Genomic DNA, 26,266 nt, shown 5'->3' with positions numbered 1-26,266 from the left:
GAACGGCGTGCAGGAAACCACCCTATGGCGAGGGCTGCTGGGAGTCGAGAAGACCACCATCATCGAGCGGGTCGAGTACGACGATGACGAGGAGGTCGTGGTCGCGTCAGTGCGCCCGTCGGGCAAGTTGAAGCCTCGGTGTGGCAAGTGCGCGAAGCGTGCTCCCAGGTATGACTGGGGTGAGGGGCCGCGTCGGTGGCGTGGGCTGGATCTGGGCCCTGTCCCGGTGTGGCTGGAAGCCAACGCGCCGCGTGTTGACTGCCCCGAGCATGGGGTGACAGTCGGCCAGGTCCCCTGGGCGCGTCACGGTGCCGGACACACGAGGTTCTTCGACGATCAGGTCGCGTGGTTGGCGACAGTGTCCTCGAAGTCTGCGGTGTGCGAACTGATGCGCATTGCGTGGCGCACGGTGGGGAACATCATCTCCCGGGTGTGGGAGGACACCGCCGGTAGTGTGGATCTGTTCGCCGGGCTCACGCGCATCGGGATCGATGAGATCAGCTACAAGAAGGGCCACAAGTACCTCACCGTCGTCGTCTGTCACGACACCGGCCGACTCGTGTGGGCAGCGCCTGGGCGGGACAAGAAGACGCTGCGAGCCTTCTTTGACGCCCTGGAGGCCTCCGGGGCGGGCAGGTGCGCCCAGGTCACGCATGTCAGTGCGGACGGGGCGGACTGGATCGGCGACGTCGTGGCGGAGAAGTGCCCTCATGCAGTGCGCTGCGCTGACCCGTTCCACGTCGTCAAGTGGGCCACCGACGCCCTGGATGAGGTGCGCCGGCAGGCATGGAACGATGCCCGCAAGGCCGCCCGGAGTGAGCCGCGCCGCAACGTCGGCAGACCTCGCAAAGACGCCCCCGCCAGACCCGCCAACGACACAGCCCGCAGGTTGAAGAACTCACGCTACGCGCTGTGGAAGAACCCTGAGGATCTCACCGAGAGGCAGACCGAGAAGCTCGCCTGGATCGCGCAGACCGACCCCAGGTTGCACCGCGCCTACCTCCTCAAAGAAGGACTACGGGTCGTCTTCAAGCTGCCCTACGAGCAAGCCATCGACGCACTGGAGCGGTGGATCTCCTGGGCGCGTCGATGTCGCATCCCCGCCTTCGTGAAACTCCAACGCTCGATCGTCAAACACCGCGAGAGGATCCTCGCCGCGATCGAGCACGGACTCTCCAACGGGCGCATCGAGTCCGTCAACACCAAGATCCGACTCATCACCCGCGTCGCGTACGGGTTCCGCTCACCCGACGCACTCATCGCCCTGGCCATGCTCACCCTCGGCGGCCACCGCCCCACCCTCCCCGGCCGACCATGACCCACGGAAGAGTCAGAAGCGCCCACTAAAGGCCCGGTAGGATCGCCCGGTGAGCCCGTTCCTGCGGAAGGTGAAGACCGCTTCGGGGGCCACTGCGGTGCAAATCGTCGAGAAGCGCCATGGGGTCCGCACGATCCTGGAGCACCTCGGGTCCGCCCATGATGAGGCCGAGTTGGCGGCGTTGATGCGGGTCGGCCACGACAAGCTGCACGCGAACCAGCCGGCGCTGGAGTTGCCCGGCGAGCGGGGGGTGCGGCCGGGGGTGGCGGTCATCGAGGGGAAACGCTCCCAACTATTGGTCGACGTGGTCCGTGACTCGTGGGGACGACTCGGGTTCGACGCCATCGAGGATGAGGCGTTCTTCCAGCTGGTGCTAGCGCGTCTGGTGGAGCCCACGTCGAAGCTGGACAGCTTGCGGGTCATCGCGGAGCTCGGGCTGGTGCCGGTGCACCTGTCCACGGTGAAACGCTGCCTGAAACGCTGTGCTGACAAGGGCTATCGCGACAAGATCGCGCAGGCGTGTTTCCAGCATGTGTGGTCCGAACAGGGCGGTGATGTGTCCCTGCTGTTATACGACGTCACGACGTTGTACTTCGAGACCGACACCGAAGACGACCTCCGCAAGGTCGGGTTCAGCAAGGAACGTCGGGTCGACCCACAGATTGTGGTCGGTCTCCTGGTGGACCGCACGGGCCACCCGTTGGAGATTGCCTGCTTCGAGGGCAACAAGGCCGAAACGCACACGATCATCCCGGTCATCAAGGCGTTCCAGCAGCGGCACGGTGTGGCCGACATGGTGGTCGTCGCCGACGCCGGCATGCTGTCGGCGGCAAACCTGAAGGCGATCGACGAGGCCGGGTTGCGGTTCATCGTCGGGTCCCGCGTCGTCAAGGCCCCGCACGACCTGGCCAAGCACTTCCGCTGGCACGGCACTGCGTTCACCGACGGCCAGGTCATCGACACGATCACGATGCGCTCCACCGCCCCCGACCCCAACCGCGTGAAGACACGCGCCGAGCCGGTGTGGGACCCCGCGGTGCATCCCACGGCGTGGCGAGCCGTGTGGCAATACTCGGCCAAGCGAGCAGCCCGGGACACACGCACCCTGGCGCTGCAACGCAACCGCGCCCAGGCCGTCGTCGACGGTGACAAGCCGGCCAAGAAGGTCCGGTTCGTGAAGACCACCGGCCAGCAGGCGAGCTTGGACGAGGCCTCCCTCGCCCGCGCGGAGGCCCTGGTCGGTTTGAAGGGGTACGTCACCAACATCACCGCTGCAGTCATGCCCGCAGCCGAGGTCATCGCCAGCTACCACGACCTGTGGCACGTCGAGCAGTCGTTCAGGATGTCGAAGAGCGACCTCGCCGCCCGCCCGATCCACCACCGGCTGAAGGACTCGATCGAGGCCCACCTCACCATCGTGTTCACCGCGCTCGCCGTCGCCCGCGACCTGCAAGCCCGTAGCGGGTGGTCGCTGAAGAAGATCGTCCGTGGACTACGCCCGTTGCAGCAGGTCACCATCCAACTCGGTGGTCAACGACTCGACGCCGAACCCGCCATCCCCGACGACATCGCCGAACTACTCACCGCCCTCCATCGAGGGCACTAAAGAGGTCCAACTCAGGTCAGAGAGCGTGTCGATGAGCATGCTTGTGTCTGCTGCCTGCCCCGGCGTCAGCAGAAACGCGAGAGCCCTGCCCCTCCCGTCACACACCAGGTGGTTCTTCGTCGTGAGCCCGCCGCGAGAGCGTCCTATCGCGTGATCAGGCGGCTCCGCCCCGAACTTCTTGTAGTTCGATCGAGCCCCCTGTGTCCCGGCGGAGGGTTGCGCCGTGCTGGTGCACGCGCACGATCGTCGAGTCGATCGACGCGACCCAGTCCAGCTCCCCGCGCTGATGCGTGAGGGACTGGACCTTCTCGAGCACGCGCGCCCAGACGCCCTGCTCCGACCAGCGATTGAAGTTCTTGTAGATCGTGTTCCAGTTCCCAAACCGCTCCGGCACATCCCGCCACGGAGCGCCCGTGCGGTACCGCCACGAGTAGAGCCCCCTAGAGTGGTGTAGCCCCCACAGTGGCCGTGGCCGTCGATGACGGCAGGGCGGTCACCGTGGGATCCTTCGAGTTCACCTACCAAAGCTCTCTCAAAGGAAATCAACCACGATGACCGCTCCTCACATTGTCGACCCCGCCCGCGTGCTGGGCAACCTGCTGACCGAAGCCTCTCCGGACATGATGCGCCAGCTGCTGCAGAACATGATCAACGCCCTCCTCTCGGCCGATGCCGACGCCGTGTGCGGCGCCGAATGGGGACAGCCCTCAACCGAGCGGGTCGCGCAGCGCAACGGCTACCGCCACCGCCCGCTGGACACCCGCGTCGGCACCATCGACGTGGCCGTCCCGAAGCTGCGCTCCGGCAGCTACTTTCCCGAGTGGCTGCTGGAGCGCCGCAAACGAGCCGAAGCGGCCCTGATCACGGTGATCGCTGACTGCTACCTCGCCGGCGTCAGTACTCGTCGGATGGACAAACTCGTCAAGACCCTGGGCATCGACGGCCTGTCGAAGTCACAGGTCTCACGCATGGCCGCCGACCTCGACGAACACGTAGCGCAGTTCCGGCACCGCCCCCTGGGCGAGGCCGGGCCGTTCACGTTTGTTGCAGCTGACGCGTTGACGATGAAGGTCCGCGAAGGCGGACGCGTGATCAACGCCGTGGTCCTCGTCGCCACCGGCGTCAACGGCGACGGACACCGCGAGGTCCTGGGCCTGCAGGTCGTCACCTCCGAGACCAAACCGGCGTGGAACACGTTCTTCGCCGATCTGGTGGCCCGCGGCCTTGCGGGGGTCCGACTGGTCACCAGCGATGCCCACGCCGGGCTGGTGGAGGCGATCGCGGCGAACCTGCCTGGCGCGTCCTGGCAGCGCTGCCGAACCCACTACGCCGCGAACCTGATGTCCGTGACCCCGAAGAGCATGTGGCCCGCGGTCAAAGCGATGCTCCATTCGGTCTATGACCAACCCGACAAAAAGTCGGTCCAGGCGCAGTTCGACCGTCTGCTCGACTACACCGCCGAGAAGCTACCCGAGGTTGCAGAGCACCTCGAAGCCGCCCGGGCAGACGTGCTCGCGTTCACCGGCTTCCCCAAGGACGTGTGGACCCAGATCTGGTCGAACAACCCCGCCGAACGCCTGAACCGTGAGATCCGCCGCCGCACCGACGCGGTCGGGATCTTCCCCAACCGGGAAGCGATCATCCGCCTCGTCGGCGCTGTCTTGGCCGAGCAGACCGATGAGTGGGCAGAAGGGCGCCGCTACCTCGGCCTCGACGTCCTCGCACGATGCCGACTCAGCACCATCACCAACGCCGTTGAGGAGGTGACCGAACCCCTCGCCCTCACCGCCTAGACGAAGGAACCGCTACACCACTCCACTGGACTTGACCAGACGCTGCTGAGGGCGGCGTGCAGGTCGGCTGGGGCAAGCGCATCCAGCAGGCGGTCATGACCGGCGTCTCGTACATGATCCCGTTCGTGGCTGCAGGTGGCCTGCTCATCGCGCTCGGCTTCGCTGTCGGTGGCTATGACGTGGCGTTCGTCTCGAACGACGTGGCACTCAACTACTCGCTGTGGAACCTGCCGGACGCGCAGACCTATATGTCGGGCGGCGTCGAGATGACGACCTCGGCTTCCGGGCTTGCGTTGTACATCGGCGCGCTGCTGGCATCTCTCGGCGGCTGGGGCATGGGCTTCCTGGTTGCGGCCCTGTCGGGCTACATCGCCTTCGGGCTTGCCGGACGCCCCGGCATCGCTCCTGGCTTCATCGGTGGTGCACTGTCGGTGGCCATCGGCGCAGGCTTCATCGGTGGCCTCGTCACCGGCATCCTGGCAGGTCTGGTCGCGCTGTGGCTGACCTCACTGAAACCACCGCGCTGGCTGGCCGGACTGATGCCCGTGGTCATTATTCCGCTGCTCACGACCATGCTCGTCGGTCTGCTGATGCTGCTGCTGCTGGGCCGTCCGCTGGCGGCGGCCATGACCGGTCTGCAGGACTGGCTGACCGGCATGACCGGCGCGTCCGCGGTGCTGCTCGGCATTATCCTCGGCCTGATGATGTGCTTCGACCTCGGCGGCCCGGTCAACAAGGCGGCCTACCTGTTCGCCACCGCGGGGCTTTCCCAAGGCACTGAGGCGTCCTGGATGATCATGGCGACCGTGATGGCTGCCGGCATGGTTCCGCCGCTGGCGATGGCCCTGTCGACCACGGTGCGCCGGAACCTCTACACCCCGGCCGAGCAGGAGAACGGCACAACAGCCTGGCTGCTGGGCGCAGCGTTCATCTCCGAAGGCGCTATTCCGTTCGCGGCGGCAGATCCGCTGCGGGTGATCCCGTCCATGATGGCCGGTGGCGCGGTGACCGGCGCACTGTGCATGGCTTTGGGTGTGGGCTCGAAGGCTCCGCATGGTGGCCTGTTCGTCTTCTTCGCGATCGACCCGTTCTGGGGATTTGTGGTCAGCATCATCGCGGGCACTCTGGTCGCCGCACTGCTGGTGACGGTGCTCAAGCAGATCGGGGCCAACAAGAAGAAGGCCGTGGCGGCCGCCGCCTGATGCTTGCGGCCACCAGCACCGGCACGGTGTCTTGGTGGCGGCAAGATCTCCCGGTGGCATGATCCGATGATTCACAACGGCCAGGGAGCATGTGTCGAACACATGGTCCCTGGCCGTTTGTCGTGTGCCGTACCCCGCCGGTGTGAGCCGGCAACCCAAGGTCAGACGAGGAAGCGGTAGAACGGGCTGTCGGGGTCGATGGCTTCGACCTGCAATGGCGAATCGGCGAGCCGCCGCAGCAAGTCCGGCAAATTCGCCGGATCGCCGATCTCGATCCCGACCAGGGCTGGGCCGAGTTCCCGGTTGCTGCGCTTGGTGTACTCGAACAAGACGATGTCGTCGTCGGGACCCAGCACGCTGTCCACGAAGTGCCGCAATGCGCCCGGCTCCTGAGGGAACTGCACCAAGAAATAGTGCTTGCGTCCTTCGAAGACCAGCGAGCGTTCGATGATCTCCGAATACCTCGAGACGTCATTGTTGCCACCCGTGACGATCGCAACCACCGTCTGATCGGGCTCAACGCTGACGACGCTGCGCAGCGACGCGGACGCCAGCGCACCCGCCGGCTCGGCGATCACACCGTCCACCTGGTAGAGGTCGAGCATCTCGCTGCAGATCTGGCCTTCGGCGACCGTCGCCCAGTCGCAGCCGATCCGGTTGATGATCTCGAAGGTCTTGTCACCGGCCTTGCGCACCGCCACGCCGTCGGCGAAGGTCTCGATGTGGTCCAACCGCACGGGGTGGCCCGCCCGCAGCGCAGCCTGCATGGACGCGGCCCCGGCCGGCTCGACCCCGATCACCCGGGTGGCAGGCCAGCGTTCGTGCAGCCAGGTCAGGCAGCCGGCCAGCAGGCCTCCCCCGCCGACCGGGACGAGCAGCACATCGGGAGCGGTCCCCAGCTGATCGACGATCTCGATGGCGACGGTGCCCTGCCCGGCGATCGTCCGCAGGTCGTCGAAGGCCGGCACCTGGATCGCGCCGGTGGTCTGGGCGACCGATTTCTCGGCCGCTGCCGCCTCGTCGTAGGAGTTGCCGACGAAGACCAGATCCACCCAGTCTCCGCCCAGCGACTTCATCCGATCGCGCTTTTGCCGTGGAGTGGTCGTCGGGCAGAAGATACGCCCCTTGATGCCCAGCCGGGCGCACGCATAAGCCACCCCTTGGCCGTGATTACCCGCGGACGCGCAGACCACGCCGGCCGCCCGCTCGGTCGTGGTGAGCGTGCTCATCAGGTGGTAGGCGCCACGCAGCTTGTAGGAACGGACCGGCTGCAGGTCCTCGCGCTTGAGCAGCACCTGAGCACCGGTCAGCTTGCTCAGCCGATCGTTGTAGTCCAACTCGGTCCGCCGGGCCACCCGGGCCAGGCTCCCCGCCGCCTTCTCGACGTCGGACGCAGTCAGGGTCATGCCAGTTCCACATTGTCGGGACTCGATCCGGTGCGCTGACCGCGGTCGAGTGAGTTGATGCGGGCCATCTGGTCGTCCGACAGCTCGAAATCGAAGACGTCGGCATTGCTCGCGATGCGCTCGGGATGCACGGACTTGGGGATGACCACCAAGCCGCGCTGCAGATGCCAGCGGATGATCACCTGGGCGGTGCTGCGTCCCAATTCATCGGCTATCGAGGTGAGCACCGGGTCGGTCAGCAGCGCGCCGCGGCCCAACGGCGACCAGGACGCAGTGACGATCCCCAGTTCGGTGTCGAAATCGACGAGCTCACGCTGGGCAAGATACGGGTGGATCTCGATCTGGTTCAGTGCCGGCTTCACACCGGTGGCGTCGATGATCGCCCGCAGGTGTTTCTGCTCGAAGTTCGAGACACCCACGGCGCGAGCCCGGCCGTCGGCCTGGAACTCGAGCATCGTCCGCCAGGTCGCCACGTAATCGGTCGTCTTGGCCATGGGCCAGTGGATGAGGAAGAGGTCGACGGCCTCGACCTGCAGATCCTCCAGCGTTTGAGCGAATGACCGTCGGGCGGCCGCGGGCTCGTGGAAGGGGTTGTTGAGCTTGCTGGTGATGAACACCTCGTCACGGGCCAAACCGCTGTCGGCGATGGCCCTGCCCACGTCTGGCTCGTTGCCGTACATCTCGGCGGTATCGATGTGCCGATATCCCGCATCGAGCGCGGCCCGCACGCTCGAATACGCCTCCGATGACGTGGCCTTGTAGGTGCCGAATCCGAGCTGCGGAATAAGCACTCCACCAGCCATTTCGATCAGCGGTGACGGTACTGCAGAAGACATCTCATACCTCCGTGGTCAGTCTAGCCAAGGCCGCCGAGAGCGGAATATCCAAGCGGACGGCAGCCAGGTCGTCGGCGCGGGTCGCGCCGTGATTGATGATGACGATCAGTTTGCCCTGTTTGGCCATCTGGCGCGCGAAACGCAACCCTGACATCACGGTCAGGCTCGACCCGGCCACCAGCAGCGCGTCCGCACCACCGCACCAGGCCATCGCGGCACTCACCCGGTGCTTGGGCACGGACTCGCCGAAGAAGACCACATCGGGCTTGAGCACACCACCGCACCGCTCGCATTCCGGCACCCGGAAGCCGCGCCAGTCGGCGACCTCGGCGTCGGCATCCGGACGCAGTTCGGCATGCTCGAGCCGGCGCATCGGCTCGACATCAGGGTTGAGTTCGGCCAGCCTGGTCTGGAGTCCCGCCCGGTCGATCAGCTCGCCGCAGCTCAGGCAGATGACGTCGGCCGAGCGCCCGTGCAGGGTGATCAGGCGCTGGGTGCCGGCGGCTTCGTGCAGCCCGTCGACGTTCTGGGTGATCACCCCGGCCAGGGCGGTGGGTCGTCCGCCGCGCTCCCAGGACGCGATCGCACGGTGGCCGGCGTTCGGCTGTGCGCCGCGTAGATGTGCCCAGCCCTGATAGTTGCGCGCCCAGTAGCGCTGTCGGGCCGCGGGGTCTGAAACGAACTCACTGAACAGCATCGGAGTGGCCCTGATCGAATTCGGCCCGCGGTAGTCCGGGACGCCGGAGTCGGTCGAGATCCCCGCACCGGTCAGCACGACGACGCTGGACGCTTGGGCCAGCACCTGCCGGGCGCGCTCCAGGTCGCCGGCCAGCCGAGCGGTCGGTTGCCAGGGGCTGGTGGCTTGTCGCAACACCGGCGGTCTAGGCGATCGGAGCCCACTCGGGGCCGGTCTCGCCGAGCGAGTCGTCCAGTTTGCGGAACAACGGGGTCGGCTTCACCAGCGGGGTGCCCGCAACGATCGGACGCGACTGCCAGACGGCCTGTTCGTGGGCGTAGTCACCGGTCAGCACCGGGTATGTTGCGGTGCCCGGGCCTTCGTCCACCTCGTGGATCTCGGGCTGGGCCGCCCAGACGCCCTCACCGCCGAGCAGTTCGAACACCCGCTGCGCGGAGTGCGGCAGGAAGGGCGTCAGCAGCGTATTGGCATCCGAGACGATCTGCAAAGCGACGTGCAGCACCGTGTCGCGACGGTCGGTGTCGTCCTTCAGCTTCCAGGGTTCGGTCTGAGACAGGTACTGATTGGCCGAACTCACCACCCGCATCGCCTCGGTGATCGCCTGCTTGAACTTGCGCTGCTCCAGCAGCGTGCCGACCGTGTCGAAGGCAGCCTTGCTGTGCTCGAGCAGTTCGACGTCGACCGGCAGCAATTCGTGAGCCGGCGGAATGGCGCCGTTGTTCTTGTGGGCCATCGAAACCGAGCGGTTCACGAGGTTGCCCCACTCGTTGGCCAACTCGGTGTTGTTGCGACGGACGAACTCGTCCCAGGTGAAGTCGGTGTCGCGGGCTTCGGGGCCGGCCACCGCGATGTAGTAGCGCAGGGAGTCGGGTCCGAATTCACGCAGGAAGTCGCCGACGTAGATGACGTGCCCGTGGGAGGTGTCGACCTTTGAGCCCTTCATGGTGAGGAACTCGGAACTGACGACCTCGGTCGGCAGGTCGAGGATTCCGAACCACTGGCTGGGGTTGCCGCCGCGGCTTCCCTGGCCGTTGACGCCGAGCAGCATCGAGGGCCAGATGACCGAGTGGAAGACGATGTTGTCCTTGCCCATGAACATGTAGCAGCGAGCGCTGGGGTCGTTCCACCAGTCGCGCCAGGCGTCGGGATTGCCGGTGCGCTTGGCCCATTCGATCGATGCCGACAGGTAGCCGGTGACCGCGTCGAACCAGACGTAGATGCGCTTCATGTCGTCGTCGCGCCAGCCGTCGATCGGGATCTTGATGCCCCAGTCGAGGTCGCGGGTGATGGCGCGCGGCTTGAGCTCCTTGACGTAGTTGTAGCTGAAGTTCAACACGTTGGGACGCCAGTCCTGGCGGGTGTCGAGCCATTCCTTCAACTGGTCGGCCAACGCGGGCAGATCCAGGAAGAAGTGCTCGGTCTCACGGAACTCCGGAGTCTCTCCGTTGATGCGGCTGTGCGGGTTGATCAGGTCGATCGGATCGAGTTGGTTGCCGCAGTTGTCGCACTGGTCGCCCCGGGCGAACTCGAACTTGCAGATCGGGCAGGTGCCCTCGATGTAGCGGTCGGGTAGCGTGCGCCCGGTGGACGGCGAGATGGCACCCATCAGGGTCTTCTGCACGATGTAGCCGTTGTCGTACAGGACGCGGAACATCTCCTGCACGACCTTGGCATGGTTGTCGGTCGTGGTGCGGGTGTACAGGTCGTAGCTGAGCCCCAGGCCCTGCAGGTCCTGCACGATGACACGGTGGTACTTGTCAGCGGCCTCCTGCGGGGTGAGCCCCTCCGATTCGGCCTTCACCTGAATGGCGGTGCCGTGCTCGTCCGAGCCGGAGACCAGCAGTACCTCGTGACCCGACATTCGCATGTACCGCGCGAAAACGTCCGAGGGCACCCCGAAGCCGGAGACATGCCCGATATGACGCGGCCCATTCGCATAGGGCCAGGCAGCGGTAGCAAGAATGTGAGCGCACATGGTCCACAGTCTAGGGGCTCGGCGCTGGTGGGCCACCCACCGCTCAGGGCTGTTGCCGGCCGGTCGCCGGCAGACCCGCCGATCGCGCAGACGATGCGCTGACGGCCGCCGCGAATACGTGAGGAATAATCGACCCGTGACCTCATACCGGACGCAAGTGCGATACCGGACGCCAGCGCTGCGAGTGATCGGTCATGCGCTGTGGATCGGGTCGCTGCTGATGTTGGTAGCGATCATCGCCGTCTCGGTGTGGTTCGACAGCACAGCCGGCGGATATGGGCTCACGTCGGTACTTCTGACCATCCGGCTATTCGGCATCACCCGCCTGCCCACCAGCGCGGCACTGTCCGTCCTCATCGGAGCACTCACCGCGGCGGCGATGAACGCGCCGAACCGGATCGCGAGGGCAGGGATTCTCGCGGGTGGCTACGCACTGGTCATGGTGCTGCTCGACGCGCTGGTCCAGCTGACTTACCATGCGTCGGCCTGGTCGAAATGGCTGACGCCACCGCTGTCGCTGTGGATCATCGTGACCGCAGCCGGAGCAGCAGGGCTCGCCTGGCGACAACGAAAGCAGGATCTGCGGCTCCCACCCGCGGCACGACGGATCGCCTGGCGGCTGATCGCCGCGGGTCTCGTCCTCGTCATCGCGCGGCAGGGCTGGCTGCTCGTCCAGCACGGCCGGTACCACAGCCCGTACTCCTCCCAGACGGCGTCTTCTTCCAGCACCGGCGGCGGCGACGAGGCACCGGCGCAGACATATCCCACAGCAGAGCCCGTCGAGCCGCTTGATCCGGCGGTGCCTGTCGCTGCCGTCCGCGAGGACCTGTCCGCGCTGTATGACAGCACCCTGCGAGCAGCCGGCCCTGACATGTTGTGGGTGGTGCCGTTGAGCGTGTCTGAAGCCCCCTGCACGAACTCGTCCGGAGCCGACGGCACCAAGGTGAGCCTGACCGGCCAGTTCAGCACCCGCGATCTGGACACCGCCACCGACAATGTCGATTTTCTGGAGATCACCCAGGCAAACGAGGCGGTAGCAAGGCAGATCGCAGACACCTGGGTGGCAGATGGGCTGATGGGCAACCCCGACGTGATGAAGGGCAACTTCTACTTCGGCGACCGCGGACGAGGCACTCTCGCATCGGCAAAGATCGACTTCGATCAGGGCAACGGCAACATCGACGTTGCGGGCCGGTGCGCCACCTACGCCTAGGTCCTTTCCGGCAAGGGCTGGGACCGGTTACGGCACCTGCGTGCCCTGCGAGAACAGCAGCCGCCAACTACCATCCACCAGCTGCCAGACCGAACTGCGCAGCCAGGTGCTGTGGGCGCCGACCGCCCGCCAGCGCAACAGGATCACATCGTCTGCCAGCCGGTCGGCGGCGATCGGTTCGTAGCTCACCCGCACAGGCATCGGCGCGATATCGGCCAGCAGCCGGTTGCGTGTCCAGATCCTCCCGGACGCGCCGAACTCGCTGAACTGCGGGTGCAACAGCTCACGCACCCTCATGGGATCGCTGCGCACCTTGTCGGAAAGCAGTTCTTTCTCGTAGCCGATGACCGTCTGGATGCCGGGGTCGAATTCGGTCGCCGACGTCGGCCGGGGCTGCCCCTGAGCCGACAACGCGGGCGCAGCTGGCCTCGCCGCGGGCTGTGCAGCAGCCGCCGGTGAGACAACCGGTATCTCTTCGAGGACCGCTGCTTCGGCCGCCTCGACCGACCCGAAGCCCGGTCCGTGCTCCACGGCGGTCCCGTCCCGGTAGGCGGTAGCTGCTGCCCGGGCCCGCTCATCGGCGGCCTCGTTCATTGCATGCCCCGCGTGACCCTTGACCCACTCGAAGCTGACATCGCGGCCCACCAGCGCCTCGTCCAGGGCCTTCAGCAGGTCCTGGTTGAGCACGGGCTGGCCGTCGGCCTTTTTCCAGCCCTTCCGTTTCCAGCCGGGCATCCACTTGGTGACGGCATTGATGACGTACTGGCTGTCGCACAAGATCTTCAACGGCTCGTCCGGCAGATGTGCGGTCGAGCGCAGCAGATCGAGCACCGCGTACAGCTCGCCCTTGTTGTTCGTGCCTTTCGGCCAGCCCCCGGCGTGCCAGTGATCGTCGTCGATGTACCACGCCCAGCCCGAAGGACCGGGGTTCGACAAGGACGAACCGTCTGCGGCTGCGATGATCACGAGCGACAGGCTAGCGCATGAGATCTGCCGGGCCGAAGGCCTGCGGCAGGAGATCGCAGATGGCTTGTGGCCCGTTCGGAGTCAGCACCTGGAGATCGGGACCGCCGTGCTCCCACAAGAGCTGGCGGCAGCGTCCGCACGGCATGATGACGGTTCCGGACGCGTCGACGCAGCACAACGCGGCCAGCCGTCCGCCTCCAGTCGCGATCAGCTGCGAGATCAGCCCGCACTCGGCGCACAGCGTCAACCCGTAGGAAGCGTTCTCGACATTGCAGCCGGTGACCAGGCGTCCATCGTCGGCCGTGCCGGCAGCACCCACCGGGTACTTCGAGTAGGGAGCGTAGCTGCGGGTGGTCATCTCCCGAGCCGCAGCCAGCAGCTCGTCCCAGCCGGCCATCACCGGGCGGTTCAGTCCTCGTCCGCCTCGATCTGGAGCACCACGCTGGCCTCGGCCGTGTAAGCCAGGAAGGTGAACGACTCCTGCAGGTACAGCTCGATGGTGTCGGCGTTGTGCGAGAGGTAGCCGATCGACAGGTCCTGGCCCAGGTACAACTCGTAATCGCCACCGCGGGTGGTCACCAACAGGCCGCCGCTTTCCAGCCCGGGTGCCCAGATGATCTCGCCGTCGAGCATCCGCGCCAGATGATCGACGATGGGATAGCCGTGATCGCTGGTCTCCGAGACCTCGGTGTACAGATCGGCCGACAGCAGCAGGCTGTAGGGGCCGCCGACCCCGGCCAGGCGCAGTTCATTGACCGCGTGTGCGACGGCTTCGGGGAACTCGGTCACGTCGTCGGAGGCGTGGACGAGCTGGTTGCTGCTGGTGGGTGCGATGCCGTCGATCCCCGCCGAGCCCAGGCCGTGGAAGATCGCCCGGTCCTCGGCCAGCGCGATCTGCTGGACGGCATCCTTGACCGGCTGCCAGTCCGAATCCTCGGAGCCGCGCTCCACATCGTCCACGTCCTGACGGGTCACCCGGAACGGGACCCGCAGTTCGATGACCTGCTTGGCCGCGCGCTGGCTGGTGATGACGCCCTCCGCGACGCCCTCGATCGCCCGCAGGTGCCCGGTGCCGACCGCCGACAGCTCGAAGCCTTCGGGGCCGGTGACGTCGACGACCCGACGCCCAGCGATCCACCGCGTGTAGGTGCGGCGCGCCTCGTCCTCGATCTGTTCCCATGCAGCCTCGGAGATCGGGGCTAGTTCGCGATGCAGGTTGTTCATTTCTGACCACTCCTTTTCAAGCTGCCGATACCCAGCGAGCCGTCGGTACGTGATGAATGCGTTGAATTTGTGGACTTGCACGGTTCGGCAGGAAGATCGGCATACGATTCCGGATCGTCGAGCAACCCGATCGGGGGGACGAAGAACAGGCATCCGGTGACCGCCGTCGAGAAATCGAGAATGCGGTCGTAATTGCCCGGCGGATTGCCGATGAACATGTTCGTGAGCATCTGCTCGGTTACCGCCGGGTCGGCGGCGTAGCTGATGAAATAGGTGCCGAATTCGCTCTGCCCGACGCGCCCGAACGGCAGATTGTCACGGACGATCTGGAGCTCGTTGCCGTCGGCGTCCTCGATCACGTTCAACGCGACGTGACTGTTCGACGGCTTGACGTCATCGGGCAGTTCGATGTCACTGAGCTTGGTGCGGCCGACCACCCGTTCCTGCTCCTCGACCGGCAGCGCATCCCAGGCGCTCATATTGTGCAGATACTTCTGGACGACCAGATAGCTGCCGCCGTTGTAGAGCGGGTCATCGGCGATCAGCGCTGCGGTGATGTCGTCGACCGGAGGCTCGGGGTTCTCGGTGCCATCCACGAATCCGAGCAGATCACGCTCATCGAAATAGCGGAAGCCGTAGACCTCGTCCTCGACATCGACCATGCCGTCGAAATGGAGCATCAACTGGCGGGCCAATTCGAAACACATATCAGGCTGAGAAGCGCGCAGGTGGAAGAAAACGTCTCCTGGCGTGCTGACCGCCGTATGGACCGACCCGGTCAGCGCAATGAACGGGTGCAGCCCCGACGGCCTCGGCAGATCGGCATACGCGCGATCCCAGAACCGCGAACCGATGCCGGTCACGCAGCTGAGCCCCGTCTCGGGGACGCGGAACCCGACAGAACGCTTAAGTCCGGGCACGTCTGCGAGCCCTTCACGCACCGCCTGCTCGGAACCTGCCCGCACGGTCACGGTCAGATAGATCGCCGACTTTGCGGGCACCCCCAAGATGGGCTGTGCAAGCTCTTGTGGCTTCGCCCCAGACATCAAACCGCCCTTCATCCGCCCTATTGGTCAACCATCCTAGGGGTTCCCAATTCGGTGGCGGGGGCGGCTGTTCGCAGGTCAGCCAATTGCGGAAGGTGAGGTCACGCTTATCGAGCCATCGATGATATCCTTAGCGATTCGGTCGAGTTCAGCGGTCAAGTCGGCACCGAAATCCCCATCCCGTGCTTCGACCAGTGCCGTGCCGTCATTGCGCAAGGCAGCGGTGAAGACCCCGGAGGCATTGCGTCCGTCCTTGTCGGCGCGGATCAGCTCGTACACGGCCGAGCCGCGATCCTTGACCACCGAGCCCAATTGCTGGTCGCAGGCGACGGCCTCGGTCAGGCAGCCGTTGGTGTCGGTCCAGATCACCTTGAGGGTCCCGGTGTCGGCCGCCAACTGCAGAGCGCCGGTGCCCGAGTCGCCGGCGACAGCCATGATCACATCGGCGCCCTGGGCCGTCAACGCCTCGGCGGCCACCCGCCCGGCCGCCGGGTCCTGGTAGGGCGCCGCGTCGGAGCGAACAAAGGTGCCGTCCTGAGCCGCCAGGTCCCAGCCGAGTGCCTGCACCTGGGCGCCCTTCGCCTGGTTGTAATAGTCGACACCCTGCACGAAGCCATCCATGTAGATGGTGACCGCAGGCACGCTCAGCGCGCCGAAGACGCCGACCTTGCCGCTGGCCGAACGGGCGGCAGCAAGGTATCCGGCAAGGAAGGACGATTCGTGAGTGCTGAACAACACCGGACGCAGGTTGGGCGGGGCCGTGTTCGGGGTGGCATCCACCAGTGCGAACTGGACGTCGGTATTGGTCTTTGCCGCAGCCTCGACCGAATCGGCCATTCCGCTGCCCAGCGCGACCACGATGGAGCACTGGGCGTCCACCAGCGACTGCAATACCCGCGGATAGTCGGCGGCCGAATCAGCGGTCACCGAGTTGGTCTCGATACCGAGTTCGCGCTGCGCACGATCCAGCCCGCTGATCGCCTGCTGGGCGGGGCTGCCGTCGGACGCGCTGCCGGCGTCGGTGATCAGGCATGCCTTGTAGCTGCCCGCGGCAGAATCATCGGGTTCGGTGACGTCGGTAGTGGCGGTCACCGGCGGTTGAGCGCACCCGGCGAGAGCGAATGCCAGCAGCCCGGCGGCGAACGCCATCCATCGCTTCGTCATGGTTCGACAGCCTAACCCGCGGCCGGCGGTGTGACCGAACCATTGATCAGCGCGGCGCGAACTGCTTCCACCTCGGCTTTGAGCTCATCGCCGGCCGAGGCGTCCAGCGGCGCGATGTCGACTCCGCCGTCCTTCAGCGTTCCGTAATACGGCGAGCTGGTGAACTGGCCGCGCGCGGCCTCACCGATCGCGCTGATGACGGCCGCGTCGACGACCTTGCGAACGCCATCGGTGCTGGCAGCAGCATCCGGGACGACCGCCACGGCAGCACCCTTGGCCTGATTGAAGTAGTCCACCCCCGCCGCGAAACCGTTGCGGTAGGGCTCGTCGGCACCGGTCGGCTCAGCGACCGTGCCGGTCTGGGTCTGGGCCGCGGCCACGTAACCGGCCAGGAAGGCGGCGTCGGCAAGGTCGAACAGCAGTGGTTTCAGGTTTGCCCGGGGTTCGGCCGGTTGGGCATCCACCAGCAGGAACTTGACGCCGGAGTTGGCCTGCGCTGCGGCCTGAGCGTCGCCGGCATGCTGCTGGCCGACGGTGATGATCAGCGTGCACTGCGCGGCGGCCAGTGAGGCGATCGATGCCGCGTAGTCGGTCTGGGCATCGGCTTGCGCCTGCCCGACCAGAAGCTTCAGATCGGTGGCGGCCGCCATCATGCCGGTGTAGGCCAACTGGTTGATCCCGCCATCGCTGAAGCCCGCCTCGTCGGCGACCATGCAGACCTTGAATGCTCCCGGTGAAGCCACCGGGGTGGACGAGACTGCCGTACCGGCATCGGGACCGCTCGCACAACCAGCGACGGTGATGGCCGCCAGGGCACACAACAGTGGACGAACCAGACGCACCGGCGAACCTCCTTATGATCCACGGCGACCATAGTTCAGTGATCAGCTAGCCTCAACCCATGACCGATGAGCGCACCAAGTTCCTGCTGCCCGAGGACCAGATGCCGACGCACTGGTACAACCTCACTCCCGATCTTCCGACTCCCCCGCCGCCCCCGCTGAACCCGGCCACCAAGCAACCCGCCGGGCCGGCCGATCTGGCGGCGATCTTCCCGGAGGCGCTGATCGCTCAGGAGGTGAGCACCGAGCGCTGGATCCCGATTCCCGATGCTGTGGCCGAGATCTACCGACTGTGGCGTCCGTCGCCGCTGTACCGGGCGCACCGCTTCGAGCAGGCGCTGGGCACAAAAGCCCGGGTCTACTACAAGTACGAGGGCGCGTCCCCGGTCGGCAGCCACAAGACGAACTCGGCGGTCGCGCAGGCCTTCTACAACAAGCAGGCCGGCATCAAGCGGCTGTGTACCGAGACCGGAGCCGGCCAGTGGGGCGCTGCGCTGTCGTTCGCCTGTCAGGTGTTCGGGCTGACCTGCGATGTCTGGCAGGTGCGCAACAGCTACGAGACCAAGCCGTACCGGCGGATTCAGATGGAGACCTTCGGCGCGCATGTGACGCCGAGCCCCTCGGATCGCACCGAGATCGGCCGCCAGCTGCGCGAGCGGTTCCCCGATACGACCGGTTCACTGGGCATGGCCATCAGCGAGGCCATCGAAGAAGCCGCGAAGGATCCGCATGCCAACTACTCGCTGGGCAGCGTGCTCAACCACGTGGCGTTGCATCAGACCATCATCGGTTTGGAGACCCTGGCCCAGTTGGAGCTCGCGGGTGAGAGGCTGCCCGATCACCTGTTCGCCTGCGCGGGCGGCGGCTCGAACCTGGCCGGTCTGAGCTTCCCGTTCCTGCATGAGAATCTGACCGCCGGCGCCTCGGTGCACGTGCGGGCCTGCGAGCCGGCCGCGGCGCCGTCGCTCACCCAGGGCGAATACCGTTACGACTTCGGCGACACCGGTGGTTTCACTCCGCTGCTGAAGATGTACACGCTGGGTGCCGACTTCGTGCCGGCCTCCGTACACGCCGGCGGGCTGCGCTATCACGGCATGTCCCCGCTGGTCAGCGCCGCCTACGACCAGAAGCTGCTGGACGCGGTCGCGATCAAGCAGCGCGATGCGTTCGCCGCGGGCGTGCTCTTCGCCCGGGCCGAGGGCATCATCCCGGCCTCCGAGTCGAACCATGCCATCGCCGGAGCGGTGGCCCATCTGCGGGCTGCCGACAACGATGCGGACGGTCAGGTCGTGCTGATCGGGCTTTCCGGTAACGGGCAACTCGATCTGCCGGCCTATGCGGACTATCTGTCCGGCACGATGATCGACGCCTGATTGGGATGAGTCAGCCCGGCTGGTATCCCGATCCCGCGGGCTCCGGAGGGCTGCGGCGCTGGGACGGGGCGCAGTGGACCAATGATGTGCGGTCTGCCGCCGGGACCGGCGCGGCGCCGCGCCCGCCCGGCCGGAATGGTGGCCGGGGCTGGCTGCTCGCGCTGCTCGTGGTTGTCGTCGCCGTCGTGGTGGTGGCCGCGCTCATCTGGCAGGGTGGGCGCGGCCCCGGCCCGGGTGTCGAGGACACCAACTCGGCGGCGCCGACCGCCAGCGGTTGGGACGAGACGTCGGCCCCGACCCCGGACCCCAGCAGCGCCGCGCCGCTGAACTGCGAAGCCGCTTCGGGCTCGGGCACGTCGGCGGTCACCATGGATCCCCTCACAGTGGGGCCGCTGTCGATGCCTTCGCCTGGTGCGGACTGGTCGGGTCCGCGGTCCGAACCGCGGATGCCGCTGGGACGAGACGGTTGGGGCTACTCGCAGCAGCTGCCCTATCAGCGGCCGTGGGCATCGTCCATGACGATCGGGATCCTGGCCGACCCAGGTTTCACCAGCACCGCCAACTCGGCACGGACGATGGCCCAGTGCATCTTGACCAGCGGCTTCTATGTGAGCATCGATGTCGCGATGGACGACTACACCGAGCAGTCTGTGGTCATCGACGAGGTCGCGGGCACCCAGGCCGACTTCATCGTCCGCTTCGATGACCCGCAACTCGAGACCAAAGGTTCCCGGCTGCGGCTGATCGTCATCGACAGTGCGCCCGAGCGCACCTGGTTCTTCTCCGCCGTGCCGGTCGAGCGGGACGACCACGCTGCCGCAGTCGACCAGGTCGCCGCCGGCCTGCGGATCAGCCGCTGACGGCCGTCCGCGGGCCGGGCTGCTCAGATACCAGGGGTCGCCTCGTCGGCTGCCTGAGATGCCTCGGCCAGCTGGCGGCGCAGCGCGCTGTCGTGGCGACGGGCTCGGTCGTTGTCGTCCACCGGCTCCTTGGCCGAGGCGTCCTCGCGCGGCGGGGCGGCCTCCGCATTCTCTTGCCGCGTGACATCGATCCAGGCGATCCGGCGGCCATCCATCTCCGAGACCCGCATCGAGAAACTCGCCAGTTGCGGGGCGTCCTCGGATGCGTTGACCGGGGCCAGATCGACGATGATCTCGTCGTTCAGGCGGGGCACGCGTCCCAGGCGGCACATCAGGAACCCCGCGAGCGTGTCGTAGGGCCCCTCGGGGATCTCATAACCAGTGCGATCGGCGAAGTCCTGCAGCGAGATCAGGCCCTCCAGATCGGAGACCATCTCGTGCTTGATCTGGTCATCGTCCACGACATCGTACTCATCGGTGATATCACCAATGAGTTCTTCGATCAGGTCTTCCATGGTGACGATGCCCGCCGTGCCGCCGTATTCATCACGCACGATCGCCAGATGGGATGATTCCCGGCGCATCTCGGTGAGCGCCCGGAGCACCTTGACGGTCTCCGGCAGGCTGAGCACCGGACGCGCCAACTGCCGGACCGGGGCCTGCCGGGCGGCCGCGTCCAAACCCATCAGATCGCGCACGTGCAGGAAGCCGATCACCTGATCGGGCGAGCCGTCGGTGACCGGATAGCGGGACCGCTGATTGCCCTGCACCAGCCGGATTGCCTGGTAGGCGGACATATCGCCGGGAAGGAAATCGACCTCGGTACGCGGCACCATCACTTCGCGCAGGCTGCGGTCCCCCGCGTCGAAGACGTCGTCGACGATGCGTCTCTCCTCGTCGCCGAGCATGTCCGCGTTGGCCACCATCGAACGCAGGTCGTCCTCGGTGACGGCCTCTCGGCCCGCCTCGGGGTCACCGCCGAGTATGCGCACCATGATGTTCGTGCACTTGTCGATCAGCCAGATCAAGGGGGTCGCGGCCTTCGCGATCGCGCTGACCATCGGCGCGAGCGCGAGGGCGTATTCCTCGGGGCGCTGCATGGCCAGCCGCTTGGCGGTGAGCTCGCTCAGCACGATCGACAAGAATGAGATGATCGCGGTCACCACGACCACTGCCAGCACGCTGGCGAGCCCCGCGGCCATCCCGCGGCTCTCGAACCAGGGCGCCAGATACTTGCCGGCCAGCGAGTCGCTGCCGAAGGCCGAGGACAGGAACCCCGCCAGCGTCACGCCGATCTGCACCGACGACAGGAAGCGGTTCGGGTTGTCGGTCAGGGCCATGATGGCCCGGCCGCGCTTGCCCTTGGCCTGCAGCCGCTGGATCTGGGAATCACGCAGGGTCACCAGCGCCATCTCCGCGGCGGAGAAGAGGAAGCCGACCAACAGCAGGACGAAGATGACCCCGATAGAAACGAGCAGGTCAGACATGATTACTCACTCCAGTGAGTCTACCGGGGCCATTCGGCATGCGATTGTGCGCGAGCGCTCACGCCAGCCGGGCGGCCAGCCCGTCGTCCAGCGCGGCCAAGAACTCCTCGGTGGTCAGCCACGGCTGGTCGGGGCCGACCAGCAGGGCGAGGTCCTTGGTCATCCGGCCCGACTCCACGGTCTGCACGCAGACCTCCTCGAGGGTGCGCGCGAACTCGGTGACCTCGGGGGTGCCGTCCAGCTTGCCGCGGTGCTTCAGACCGCCGGTCCAGGCGTAGATGGACGCGATCGGATTCGTCGAGGTCGCCTTGCCCTGCTGATGCTGACGGAAATGCCGGGTCACGGTGCCGTGCGCCGCCTCGGCCTCCACCGTCTTGCCGTCCGGGGTCATCAGCACCGAGGTCATCAGGCCCAGCGAGCCGAAGCCCTGCGCCACGGTGTCGGACTGCACGTCGCCGTCGTAGTTCTTGCAGGCCCAGACGTAGCCGCCCTCCCATTTCAGGGCGGAGGCCACCATGTCGTCGATCAGCCGGTGTTCGTAGGTGATCCCGGCCGCCTCGAACTGCGACTTGAACTCGGCGTCGTAGACCTCGGCGAAGATGTCCTTGAACTGGCCGTCGTAGGCCTTGAGGATGGTGTTCTTGGTGGACAGGTAGACCGGGTAGCCGCGCTGCAGGCCGTAGCTCATGGACGCCCGCGCGAAATCGCGGATCGAGTCGTTGAAGTTGTACATGCCCATCGCGACGCCGCCGTGCTCGGGCATCTTGACCACTTCGAGTTCCAGTGGTTCGGAGCCGTCCTCGGGGGTGTAGGTGATGGTCACCGTGCCGGCGCCCGGCACCTTGAAATCGGTGGCGCGGTACTGATCGCCGAAGGCGTGCCTACCGACCACGATCGGCTTCGTCCAGCCCGGCACCAACCGCGGGATGTTGCTGATCACGATCGGCTCGCGGAAGATGACCCCGCCCAAGATGTTGCGGATCGTCCCGTTGGGCGAGCGCCACATCTTCTTCAGGCCGAACTCGGCCACCCGCGCCTCGTCCGGGGTGATGGTCGCGCACTTGACCCCGACGCCCTCGCGCTTGATCGCGTTCGCAGCGTCGACGGTCACCTGGTCGTCGGTGGCGTCGCGGTTCTCGATGCTGAGGTCGTAGTAGTCGAGGTTGACGTCCAGATAGGGCAGGATCAGACGGTCTTTGATGAACGCCCAGATCACGCGGGTCATTTCGTCCCCATCGAGTTCGACGACGGTACCGGCCACCTTGATCTTGCCCATGAGCGCTCCTGTTCGTTGACGATTACTGCGCACCAATGTAGCGTCTGGCAACCCCGGTCAAGCCTGATGCCGATACGTAGTCACTCGGCGGCCGGACGGGTAGGCTCTCCGGGTGCACCAGTTGATTCTGACGTTTTCCTGCAACGACACTTCCGGCATCGTTCATGCGGTGACCGGGGCGATTGTCGGTTGCGGGGGCAATATCACCGAACTTCAGCAATTCACGTCGCTCGATACCGGACGCTTCTTCATGCGGGTCGAGGTCGATACTCCTGTTCATCCGGACGATTTCTGCCAGGTGATCGAGCAGGTCAGCGACCTGTTCGGCGCTGCCTGGCAGGTGAGTGCGGCGAACCGGAAGGCCCGCGCACTGGTGCTGGTCAGCAAGGCCGCAGGACCGCTGAATGATCTGCTGTTCCATCTGCGGGCCGGTGATCTGCCCATCGAGATTCCGCTGATCTTGTCGAACCATGACAACCTGCGCTCGTTGGCCGAGTTCTACGGCATCGAGTTCGGTTCGCAGGCGGTGCTCCCCGAGAACAAGCACGAATTCGAGAACCGCATCCGGCAATGCGTGGCAGATCTGGATATCGATCTGGTGGTACTCGCCCGCTACATGCAGATACTGTCTCCCGAACTGTGCGACGATCTGGCCGGGCGCGTCATCAACATTCACCACAGCTTCTTGCCGGGCTTCAAGGGCGCCAATCCCTACCGCCAGGCGCACATCCGGGGCGTCAAACTGATCGGCGCGACCGCGCACTTCGTGACCTCCGATCTGGACGAGGGCCCGATCATCGAACAGAACGTGCACCGCGTGGACCACAGCTACACGGTCTCGGAACTGTCCAGTGTCGGCCAGCGCCTCGAATCGGAGACCCTGACCGCAGCGGTACGTCTCTTCGCCCAGAAAAGGATCTTCCTCGACGGCATCCGCACCGTCATCTTCAAGTGACCCCGGCACTCCCCTTCGACCGCGCCCGCCCTACGTCCGCAGCCCCTGCGCCCGCGTCCGCCCGCCCTACGTCCGCGCCTGCCCTCCGGCCGCCCGCCCTACGTTCCCGCGCCCGAAATATAAAGACGCGCCTGATATATCGGGCGCATCCTCATATTTCGGGCGCAGGAAGTGTGAGGGCGGGGCGACGACGGCGGGACGCGGGGAGGCGCAGGCCGGGCGGACGCGGGGAGGCGCAGGTGGGACGCGGGGAGCGCAGGCCGGCGGGGGCGGGGGCGCGAACTGCGGGTGAGCGGGGAATGTGCCACCCGGGCTGCGCGCGGATCAAGCGGCTGCACTAGCCTAGGAACGTCGGACTCAAACCAATGTCGAGAAGAGGAATCCTCGTGAGTGAGACTCCCGTCAAGGTGGCTGTCACCGGTGCAGCCGGCCAGATCTGTTACAACCTGCTCTTCCGTATCGCCAGCGGCTCCTTGCTGGGCGATCGTCCTATCGAGCTGCGGCTCCTGGAGATCACCCCAGCCCTGAAGGCACTCGAGGGCGTCGTCATGGAGCTCGAGGACTGTGCGTTCCCGAACCTGACCAATATCGTCATCGGCGACGACCCCAAGAAGGTCTTCGACGGGGCCAACGTGGCCATGCTGGTCGGGGCCATGCCCCGCAAGGCCGGCATGGAGCGCAGCGACCTGCTGAGCGCCAACGGTGCGATCTTCACCGCTCAGGGCAAGGCGCTCAACGAGTCGGCCGCTGACGACATCCGCGTCCTGGTGACCGGTAACCCGGCCAATACGAACGCTCTGATCGCGATGAGCAACGCCCCCGACATCCCCAACGAACGCTTCAACGCTCTGACTCGTCTCGACCACAACCGCGCCAAGGCTCTGCTGGCTCGCAAGCTTGAGGTCAACGTCGGTGATGTCACGAACATGACCATTTGGGGCAACCACTCCTCCACGCAGTACCCCGATCTCTTCCACGCCAAGGTCGGCGGTAGGGATGCCGGGCTGCTGGTGGACCAGATCTGGGTCGAGAGCACCTTCATTCCCAAGGTCGCCAAGCGCGGCGCGGCCATCATCGAGGCCCGCGGCGCGAGCTCGGCTGCCTCGGCTGCCAACGCCACCGTCGAGCACATGCACGACTGGCTCACCAACACCCCCGAGGGCGACTGGGTGTCGATGGCTGTTCCGGCCGACGGCTCCTACGGTGTCCCCGAAGGCGTCATCAGCTCGTTCCCCTGCATCGTGCGCGACGGCAAGTACGAGATCGTGCAGGGCCTCAGCCTGGACGGCTTCAGCCAGGCCAAGCTGCAGGCGTCGATCGACGAACTGCTGGACGAGAAGCAGGCCGTCACGGAGCTCGGCCTGATCTGATCGGGTCCCGCCTCGACACTGATCGTGTCCGTTTGTCTCCCGTGATGGGCGACAGACGGGCACGATCTTTTCTTGAGTAGGGTGCTTGGGTGCTCCCGATTCGCTCGATCCTATTGTTCTTGGCGGCTGCCGTGTGCGAGATCGGCGGGGCCTGGCTGGTCTGGCAAGGTGTCCGCGAACACCGCGGCTGGCTGTGGATCAGCAGCGGCGTGGTCGCGCTGGGCATCTACGGTTTCGTCGCAACCCTTCAGCCCGACGCCAACTTCGGACGCATCCTCGCGGCCTACGGAGGCGTCTTCATCGCCGGATCGTTGCTGTGGGGCATGGTCGCCGACGGCTTCAAACCGGATCGCTGGGACGTCACCGGCTCGCTGATCTGCCTGGTCGGCGTCGCACTGATCATGTACGGGCCGCGGGGAGTCACTGCCGCCTAGCCGCGCGCCGGGCGCCCTAGGGTTCGTAGACTCCCGGGACGATCATTCCCAGCACCATGATGGCAAGGCCCATGCTCAGCAGCAGCGTCACGTCGAAGGGTTTGCTGCGTACCTGCAGCAGGCCGACCCATTTCGGTGGCAGCAGGAGCCGCAGCACTCCGGCCAGCGTCACCGATGCCCCGATCACCACCGAGCCGCGGCGCCAATGCCAGTTGATGATCAGCACCACACCGACCGCGAAAACGGCGAGCACCGCCAGCAGTGACCAGGGGTTGAGCCCCTCGGATCCCCGCTGTTCGGCCGCCGGCTGCTCGGGGGCAGCCGGCTCGCCGTTCTTCTGATCGTCGGTCTGCTGATCGTCCATCGTCTAGACGATGCCCTCGGCCAAGTCGACGACATTGGCGAGCAGCATCGCCCGAGTCATCGGGCCCACCCCACCCGGATTGGGGGTCACCAGCGAGGCGACATCCCAGACATCGGGCGCCAGATCGCCTACTGGCTTGCCGTTCACCCTGGTCACGCCCACGTCGATACAGACCGCGCCGGGCTTGATCATGTCCGCGGTGATCATGTGCGCACGTCCGACGGCGGCCACCACGATGTCTGCCTGCCGCACATGCCCGGCCAGATCCCGTGTTCCGGTGTGGCACAGTGTCACGGTCGCGTTGAGCGACTTGCGGTTTAGCAACACGCCGAGCGGACGCCCCACCGTGGTGCCTCGTCCGATGATGCACACCTCGGCCCCGGCGATCGGCACGTCATAGCGGCGCAGCAACTCCACGATGCCGCGCGGCGTGCACGGCAGCGGCGCGGGCTGGCCGAGCAGCAGCCGCCCCAGGTTGGCGGGAGCCAGCCCGTCGGCGTCCTTGGCCGGATCGATCTGTTCCAGAGCCCAGTTGTCGTCGATATGACCGGGCAACGGCAGTTGGACGATGTAGCCGGTGCAATGCGGGTCCTCGTTCAGCGACTCGATGGCTTCGCTGATCTGCTCGGCAGATGCGTCGCCGGGCAGGTCGACCCGCAGCGACTCCAAGCCCACCTGAGCGCAATCCCGATGTTTGCCGGCGACATAGAGCTGACTGCCCGGGTCGTCGCCGACCAGAACGGTACCGAGCCCGGGCACGATGCCCCGCTGTTTCAGGGCGGCCACTCGCACGGCCAACTCGGCCTTGATGTCGGCCGCCACCTGCTTGCCGTCGATGCGTTGCGCGCTCATTCGCTGT

At 66.2% G+C, this 26,266-nt stretch carries 24 protein-coding genes and 1 pseudogene; 10 read left to right on the top strand and 15 right to left on the bottom strand.

Going from position 1 to position 26,266, the window contains the following annotated elements:
• The first annotated feature begins 7 nt into the window (after nucleotides 1-7).
• Both QUE25_RS11450 and QUE25_RS11445 read left to right on the top strand, forming a co-directional pair.
• A complete protein-coding gene (locus QUE25_RS11450; protein WP_286265096.1) occupies nucleotides 8-1,318 on the top strand; it encodes an ISL3 family transposase in 1,311 nt (436 codons plus the stop codon).
• Nucleotides 1,319-1,367: 49 nt separating this feature from the next.
• Nucleotides 1,368-2,924 (top strand): IS1634 family transposase, encoded by a 1,557-nt coding sequence (locus QUE25_RS11445; protein ID WP_286265094.1) that lies wholly within the window; start codon nucleotides 1,368-1,370, stop codon nucleotides 2,922-2,924.
• A 154-nt stretch (nucleotides 2,925-3,078) separates the two neighbouring features.
• On the opposite strand, the gene QUE25_RS11435 is transcribed toward QUE25_RS11445, so the two are convergent.
• Nucleotides 3,079-3,387, bottom strand: a complete 309-nt coding sequence (locus QUE25_RS11435) for a transposase (RefSeq protein ID WP_286268552.1) — start codon at nucleotides 3,385-3,387, stop codon at nucleotides 3,079-3,081.
• An 88-nt stretch (nucleotides 3,388-3,475) separates the two neighbouring features.
• Between QUE25_RS11435 and QUE25_RS11430 the strand changes: the two genes are divergently transcribed.
• Both QUE25_RS11430 and QUE25_RS11425 read left to right on the top strand, forming a co-directional pair.
• Nucleotides 3,476-4,717 (top strand): IS256 family transposase, encoded by a 1,242-nt coding sequence (locus QUE25_RS11430; protein ID WP_043537034.1) that lies wholly within the window; start codon nucleotides 3,476-3,478, stop codon nucleotides 4,715-4,717.
• Between the two features lie 53 nt (nucleotides 4,718-4,770).
• A pseudogene (locus QUE25_RS11425) lies at nucleotides 4,771-5,919 on the top strand (PTS fructose transporter subunit IIC); the annotation flags it as partial.
• Nucleotides 5,920-6,080: 161 nt separating this feature from the next.
• Here the strand turns inward: QUE25_RS11425 and ilvA are convergent.
• Genes ilvA through metG form a run of 4 tightly spaced genes read right to left on the bottom strand, consistent with a single transcriptional unit; the run spans nucleotide 6,081 to nucleotide 10,833 of the window.
• Nucleotides 6,081-7,325 (bottom strand): threonine ammonia-lyase IlvA, encoded by a 1,245-nt coding sequence (gene ilvA / locus QUE25_RS11420; protein WP_286265090.1) that lies wholly within the window; start codon nucleotides 7,323-7,325, stop codon nucleotides 6,081-6,083.
• Nucleotides 7,322-8,161, bottom strand: coding sequence for an aldo/keto reductase (locus QUE25_RS11415; protein ID WP_286265088.1), 840 nt, complete (start codon nucleotides 8,159-8,161; stop codon nucleotides 7,322-7,324). The genes ilvA and QUE25_RS11415 overlap by 4 nt, the downstream gene beginning before the upstream one ends.
• A 1-nt stretch (nucleotide 8,162) precedes the next feature.
• Nucleotides 8,163-9,035, bottom strand: a complete 873-nt coding sequence (locus tag QUE25_RS11410) for a Sir2 family NAD-dependent protein deacetylase (protein WP_286265086.1) — start codon at nucleotides 9,033-9,035, stop codon at nucleotides 8,163-8,165.
• Nucleotides 9,036-9,042: 7 nt separating this feature from the next.
• On the bottom strand, nucleotides 9,043-10,833 hold the full coding sequence (gene metG / locus QUE25_RS11405) for a methionine--tRNA ligase (protein WP_286265084.1): 1,791 nt from the start codon (nucleotides 10,831-10,833) through the stop codon (nucleotides 9,043-9,045).
• Nucleotides 10,834-10,969: 136 nt separating this feature from the next.
• Between metG and QUE25_RS11400 the strand changes: the two genes are divergently transcribed.
• Nucleotides 10,970-12,046, top strand: coding sequence for a hypothetical protein (locus tag QUE25_RS11400; RefSeq protein WP_286265081.1), 1,077 nt, complete (start codon nucleotides 10,970-10,972; stop codon nucleotides 12,044-12,046).
• Nucleotides 12,047-12,073: 27 nt separating this feature from the next.
• On the opposite strand, the gene QUE25_RS11395 is transcribed toward QUE25_RS11400, so the two are convergent.
• The 6 genes from QUE25_RS11395 to QUE25_RS11370 all read right to left on the bottom strand — a co-directional run bounded on the left by QUE25_RS11395 (nucleotide 12,074) and on the right by QUE25_RS11370 (nucleotide 17,288).
• Nucleotides 12,074-13,012 (bottom strand): ribonuclease HI family protein, encoded by a 939-nt coding sequence (locus tag QUE25_RS11395; RefSeq protein ID WP_286265079.1) that lies wholly within the window; start codon nucleotides 13,010-13,012, stop codon nucleotides 12,074-12,076.
• A gap of 10 nt (nucleotides 13,013-13,022) precedes the next feature.
• Nucleotides 13,023-13,412: a cytidine deaminase gene (locus QUE25_RS11390; RefSeq protein WP_425332713.1), complete on the bottom strand. Its 390-nt coding sequence runs from the start codon at nucleotides 13,410-13,412 to the stop codon at nucleotides 13,023-13,025.
• Between the two features lie 8 nt (nucleotides 13,413-13,420).
• Nucleotides 13,421-14,236: a family 1 encapsulin nanocompartment shell protein gene (locus QUE25_RS11385; protein WP_286265075.1), complete on the bottom strand. Its 816-nt coding sequence runs from the start codon at nucleotides 14,234-14,236 to the stop codon at nucleotides 13,421-13,423.
• The gene (locus tag QUE25_RS11380) at nucleotides 14,233-15,282 is read right to left on the bottom strand and encodes a Dyp-type peroxidase (protein WP_286265074.1); all 1,050 of its coding nucleotides are present in this window, start codon (nucleotides 15,280-15,282) and stop codon (nucleotides 14,233-14,235) included. Before QUE25_RS11380 ends, QUE25_RS11385 begins: the two co-directional genes overlap by 4 nt.
• Before the next feature lie 78 nt (nucleotides 15,283-15,360).
• On the bottom strand, nucleotides 15,361-16,446 hold the full coding sequence (locus tag QUE25_RS11375; RefSeq protein WP_286265072.1) for a BMP family lipoprotein: 1,086 nt from the start codon (nucleotides 16,444-16,446) through the stop codon (nucleotides 15,361-15,363).
• Between the two features lie 11 nt (nucleotides 16,447-16,457).
• Nucleotides 16,458-17,288 (bottom strand): BMP family lipoprotein, encoded by an 831-nt coding sequence (locus QUE25_RS11370; RefSeq protein ID WP_286265069.1) that lies wholly within the window; start codon nucleotides 17,286-17,288, stop codon nucleotides 16,458-16,460.
• A 59-nt stretch (nucleotides 17,289-17,347) separates the two neighbouring features.
• Here QUE25_RS11370 and QUE25_RS11365 point away from each other — a divergent pair, with 59 nt between their 5' ends.
• A complete protein-coding gene (locus tag QUE25_RS11365; RefSeq protein WP_286265068.1) occupies nucleotides 17,348-18,661 on the top strand; it encodes a TrpB-like pyridoxal phosphate-dependent enzyme in 1,314 nt (437 codons plus the stop codon).
• A gap of 5 nt (nucleotides 18,662-18,666) precedes the next feature.
• Nucleotides 18,667-19,521, top strand: coding sequence for a DUF2510 domain-containing protein (locus QUE25_RS11360; protein ID WP_286265066.1), 855 nt, complete (start codon nucleotides 18,667-18,669; stop codon nucleotides 19,519-19,521).
• A gap of 23 nt (nucleotides 19,522-19,544) precedes the next feature.
• On the opposite strand, the gene QUE25_RS11355 is transcribed toward QUE25_RS11360, so the two are convergent.
• Both QUE25_RS11355 and QUE25_RS11350 read right to left on the bottom strand, forming a co-directional pair.
• Nucleotides 19,545-21,008 (bottom strand): hemolysin family protein, encoded by a 1,464-nt coding sequence (locus QUE25_RS11355; protein ID WP_286265065.1) that lies wholly within the window; start codon nucleotides 21,006-21,008, stop codon nucleotides 19,545-19,547.
• A 58-nt stretch (nucleotides 21,009-21,066) separates the two neighbouring features.
• On the bottom strand, nucleotides 21,067-22,284 hold the full coding sequence (locus tag QUE25_RS11350; protein WP_286265063.1) for an NADP-dependent isocitrate dehydrogenase: 1,218 nt from the start codon (nucleotides 22,282-22,284) through the stop codon (nucleotides 21,067-21,069).
• A 112-nt stretch (nucleotides 22,285-22,396) separates the two neighbouring features.
• Between QUE25_RS11350 and QUE25_RS11345 the strand changes: the two genes are divergently transcribed.
• The 3 genes from QUE25_RS11345 (at nucleotide 22,397) to QUE25_RS11335 (ending at nucleotide 25,043) form a co-directional block, all read left to right on the top strand.
• Nucleotides 22,397-23,239 (top strand): formyltetrahydrofolate deformylase, encoded by an 843-nt coding sequence (locus QUE25_RS11345; protein WP_286265061.1) that lies wholly within the window; start codon nucleotides 22,397-22,399, stop codon nucleotides 23,237-23,239.
• Nucleotides 23,240-23,625: 386 nt separating this feature from the next.
• A complete protein-coding gene (locus QUE25_RS11340; protein ID WP_286265059.1) occupies nucleotides 23,626-24,609 on the top strand; it encodes a malate dehydrogenase in 984 nt (327 codons plus the stop codon).
• 89 nt (nucleotides 24,610-24,698) lie between these two features.
• A complete protein-coding gene (locus QUE25_RS11335; protein WP_286265057.1) occupies nucleotides 24,699-25,043 on the top strand; it encodes a YnfA family protein in 345 nt (114 codons plus the stop codon).
• 16 nt (nucleotides 25,044-25,059) lie between these two features.
• On the opposite strand, the gene QUE25_RS11330 is transcribed toward QUE25_RS11335, so the two are convergent.
• Entirely contained in the window at nucleotides 25,060-25,407 is a 348-nt protein-coding gene (locus tag QUE25_RS11330) for a DUF3017 domain-containing protein (protein ID WP_286265056.1), read from the bottom strand.
• Nucleotides 25,408-25,410: 3 nt separating this feature from the next.
• Entirely contained in the window at nucleotides 25,411-26,259 is an 849-nt protein-coding gene (locus tag QUE25_RS11325; protein WP_286265054.1) for a bifunctional methylenetetrahydrofolate dehydrogenase/methenyltetrahydrofolate cyclohydrolase, read from the bottom strand.
• Nucleotides 26,260-26,266: the final 7 nt, after the last annotated feature.

Source organism: Brooklawnia propionicigenes (genome assembly GCF_030297015.1).
GTDB classification, from domain to species: Bacteria; Actinomycetota; Actinomycetes; order Propionibacteriales; family Propionibacteriaceae; genus Brooklawnia; species Brooklawnia propionicigenes.
This window is presented reverse-complemented; position numbering and strand designations above follow the sequence as displayed.

What these genes read in the sequence shown, in the direction of transcription:
- metG (WP_286265084.1), bottom strand. Translation starts at nt 10,833, where the DNA reads ATGTGCGCTCACATTCTTGCTACCGCTGCCTGGCCCTATGCGAATGGG.
- QUE25_RS11365 (WP_286265068.1), top strand. Translation starts at nt 17,348, where the DNA reads ATGACCGATGAGCGCACCAAGTTCCTGCTGCCCGAGGACCAGATGCCG.
- QUE25_RS11360 (WP_286265066.1), top strand. Translation starts at nt 18,667, where the DNA reads ATGAGTCAGCCCGGCTGGTATCCCGATCCCGCGGGCTCCGGAGGGCTG.
- QUE25_RS11330 (WP_286265056.1), bottom strand. Translation starts at nt 25,407, where the DNA reads ATGGACGATCAGCAGACCGACGATCAGAAGAACGGCGAGCCGGCTGCC.
- QUE25_RS11325 (WP_286265054.1), bottom strand. Translation starts at nt 26,259, where the DNA reads ATGAGCGCGCAACGCATCGACGGCAAGCAGGTGGCGGCCGACATCAAG.
- QUE25_RS11380 (WP_286265074.1), bottom strand. Translation starts at nt 15,282, where the DNA reads ATGTCTGGGGCGAAGCCACAAGAGCTTGCACAGCCCATCTTGGGGGTG.
- ilvA (WP_286265090.1), bottom strand. Translation starts at nt 7,325, where the DNA reads ATGACCCTGACTGCGTCCGACGTCGAGAAGGCGGCGGGGAGCCTGGCC.
- QUE25_RS11350 (WP_286265063.1), bottom strand. Translation starts at nt 22,284, where the DNA reads ATGGGCAAGATCAAGGTGGCCGGTACCGTCGTCGAACTCGATGGGGAC.
- QUE25_RS11355 (WP_286265065.1), bottom strand. Translation starts at nt 21,008, where the DNA reads ATGTCTGACCTGCTCGTTTCTATCGGGGTCATCTTCGTCCTGCTGTTG.
- QUE25_RS11385 (WP_286265075.1), bottom strand. Translation starts at nt 14,236, where the DNA reads ATGAACAACCTGCATCGCGAACTAGCCCCGATCTCCGAGGCTGCATGG.
- QUE25_RS11430 (WP_043537034.1), top strand. Translation starts at nt 3,476, where the DNA reads ATGACCGCTCCTCACATTGTCGACCCCGCCCGCGTGCTGGGCAACCTG.
- QUE25_RS11415 (WP_286265088.1), bottom strand. Translation starts at nt 8,161, where the DNA reads ATGTCTTCTGCAGTACCGTCACCGCTGATCGAAATGGCTGGTGGAGTG.
- QUE25_RS11375 (WP_286265072.1), bottom strand. Translation starts at nt 16,446, where the DNA reads ATGACGAAGCGATGGATGGCGTTCGCCGCCGGGCTGCTGGCATTCGCT.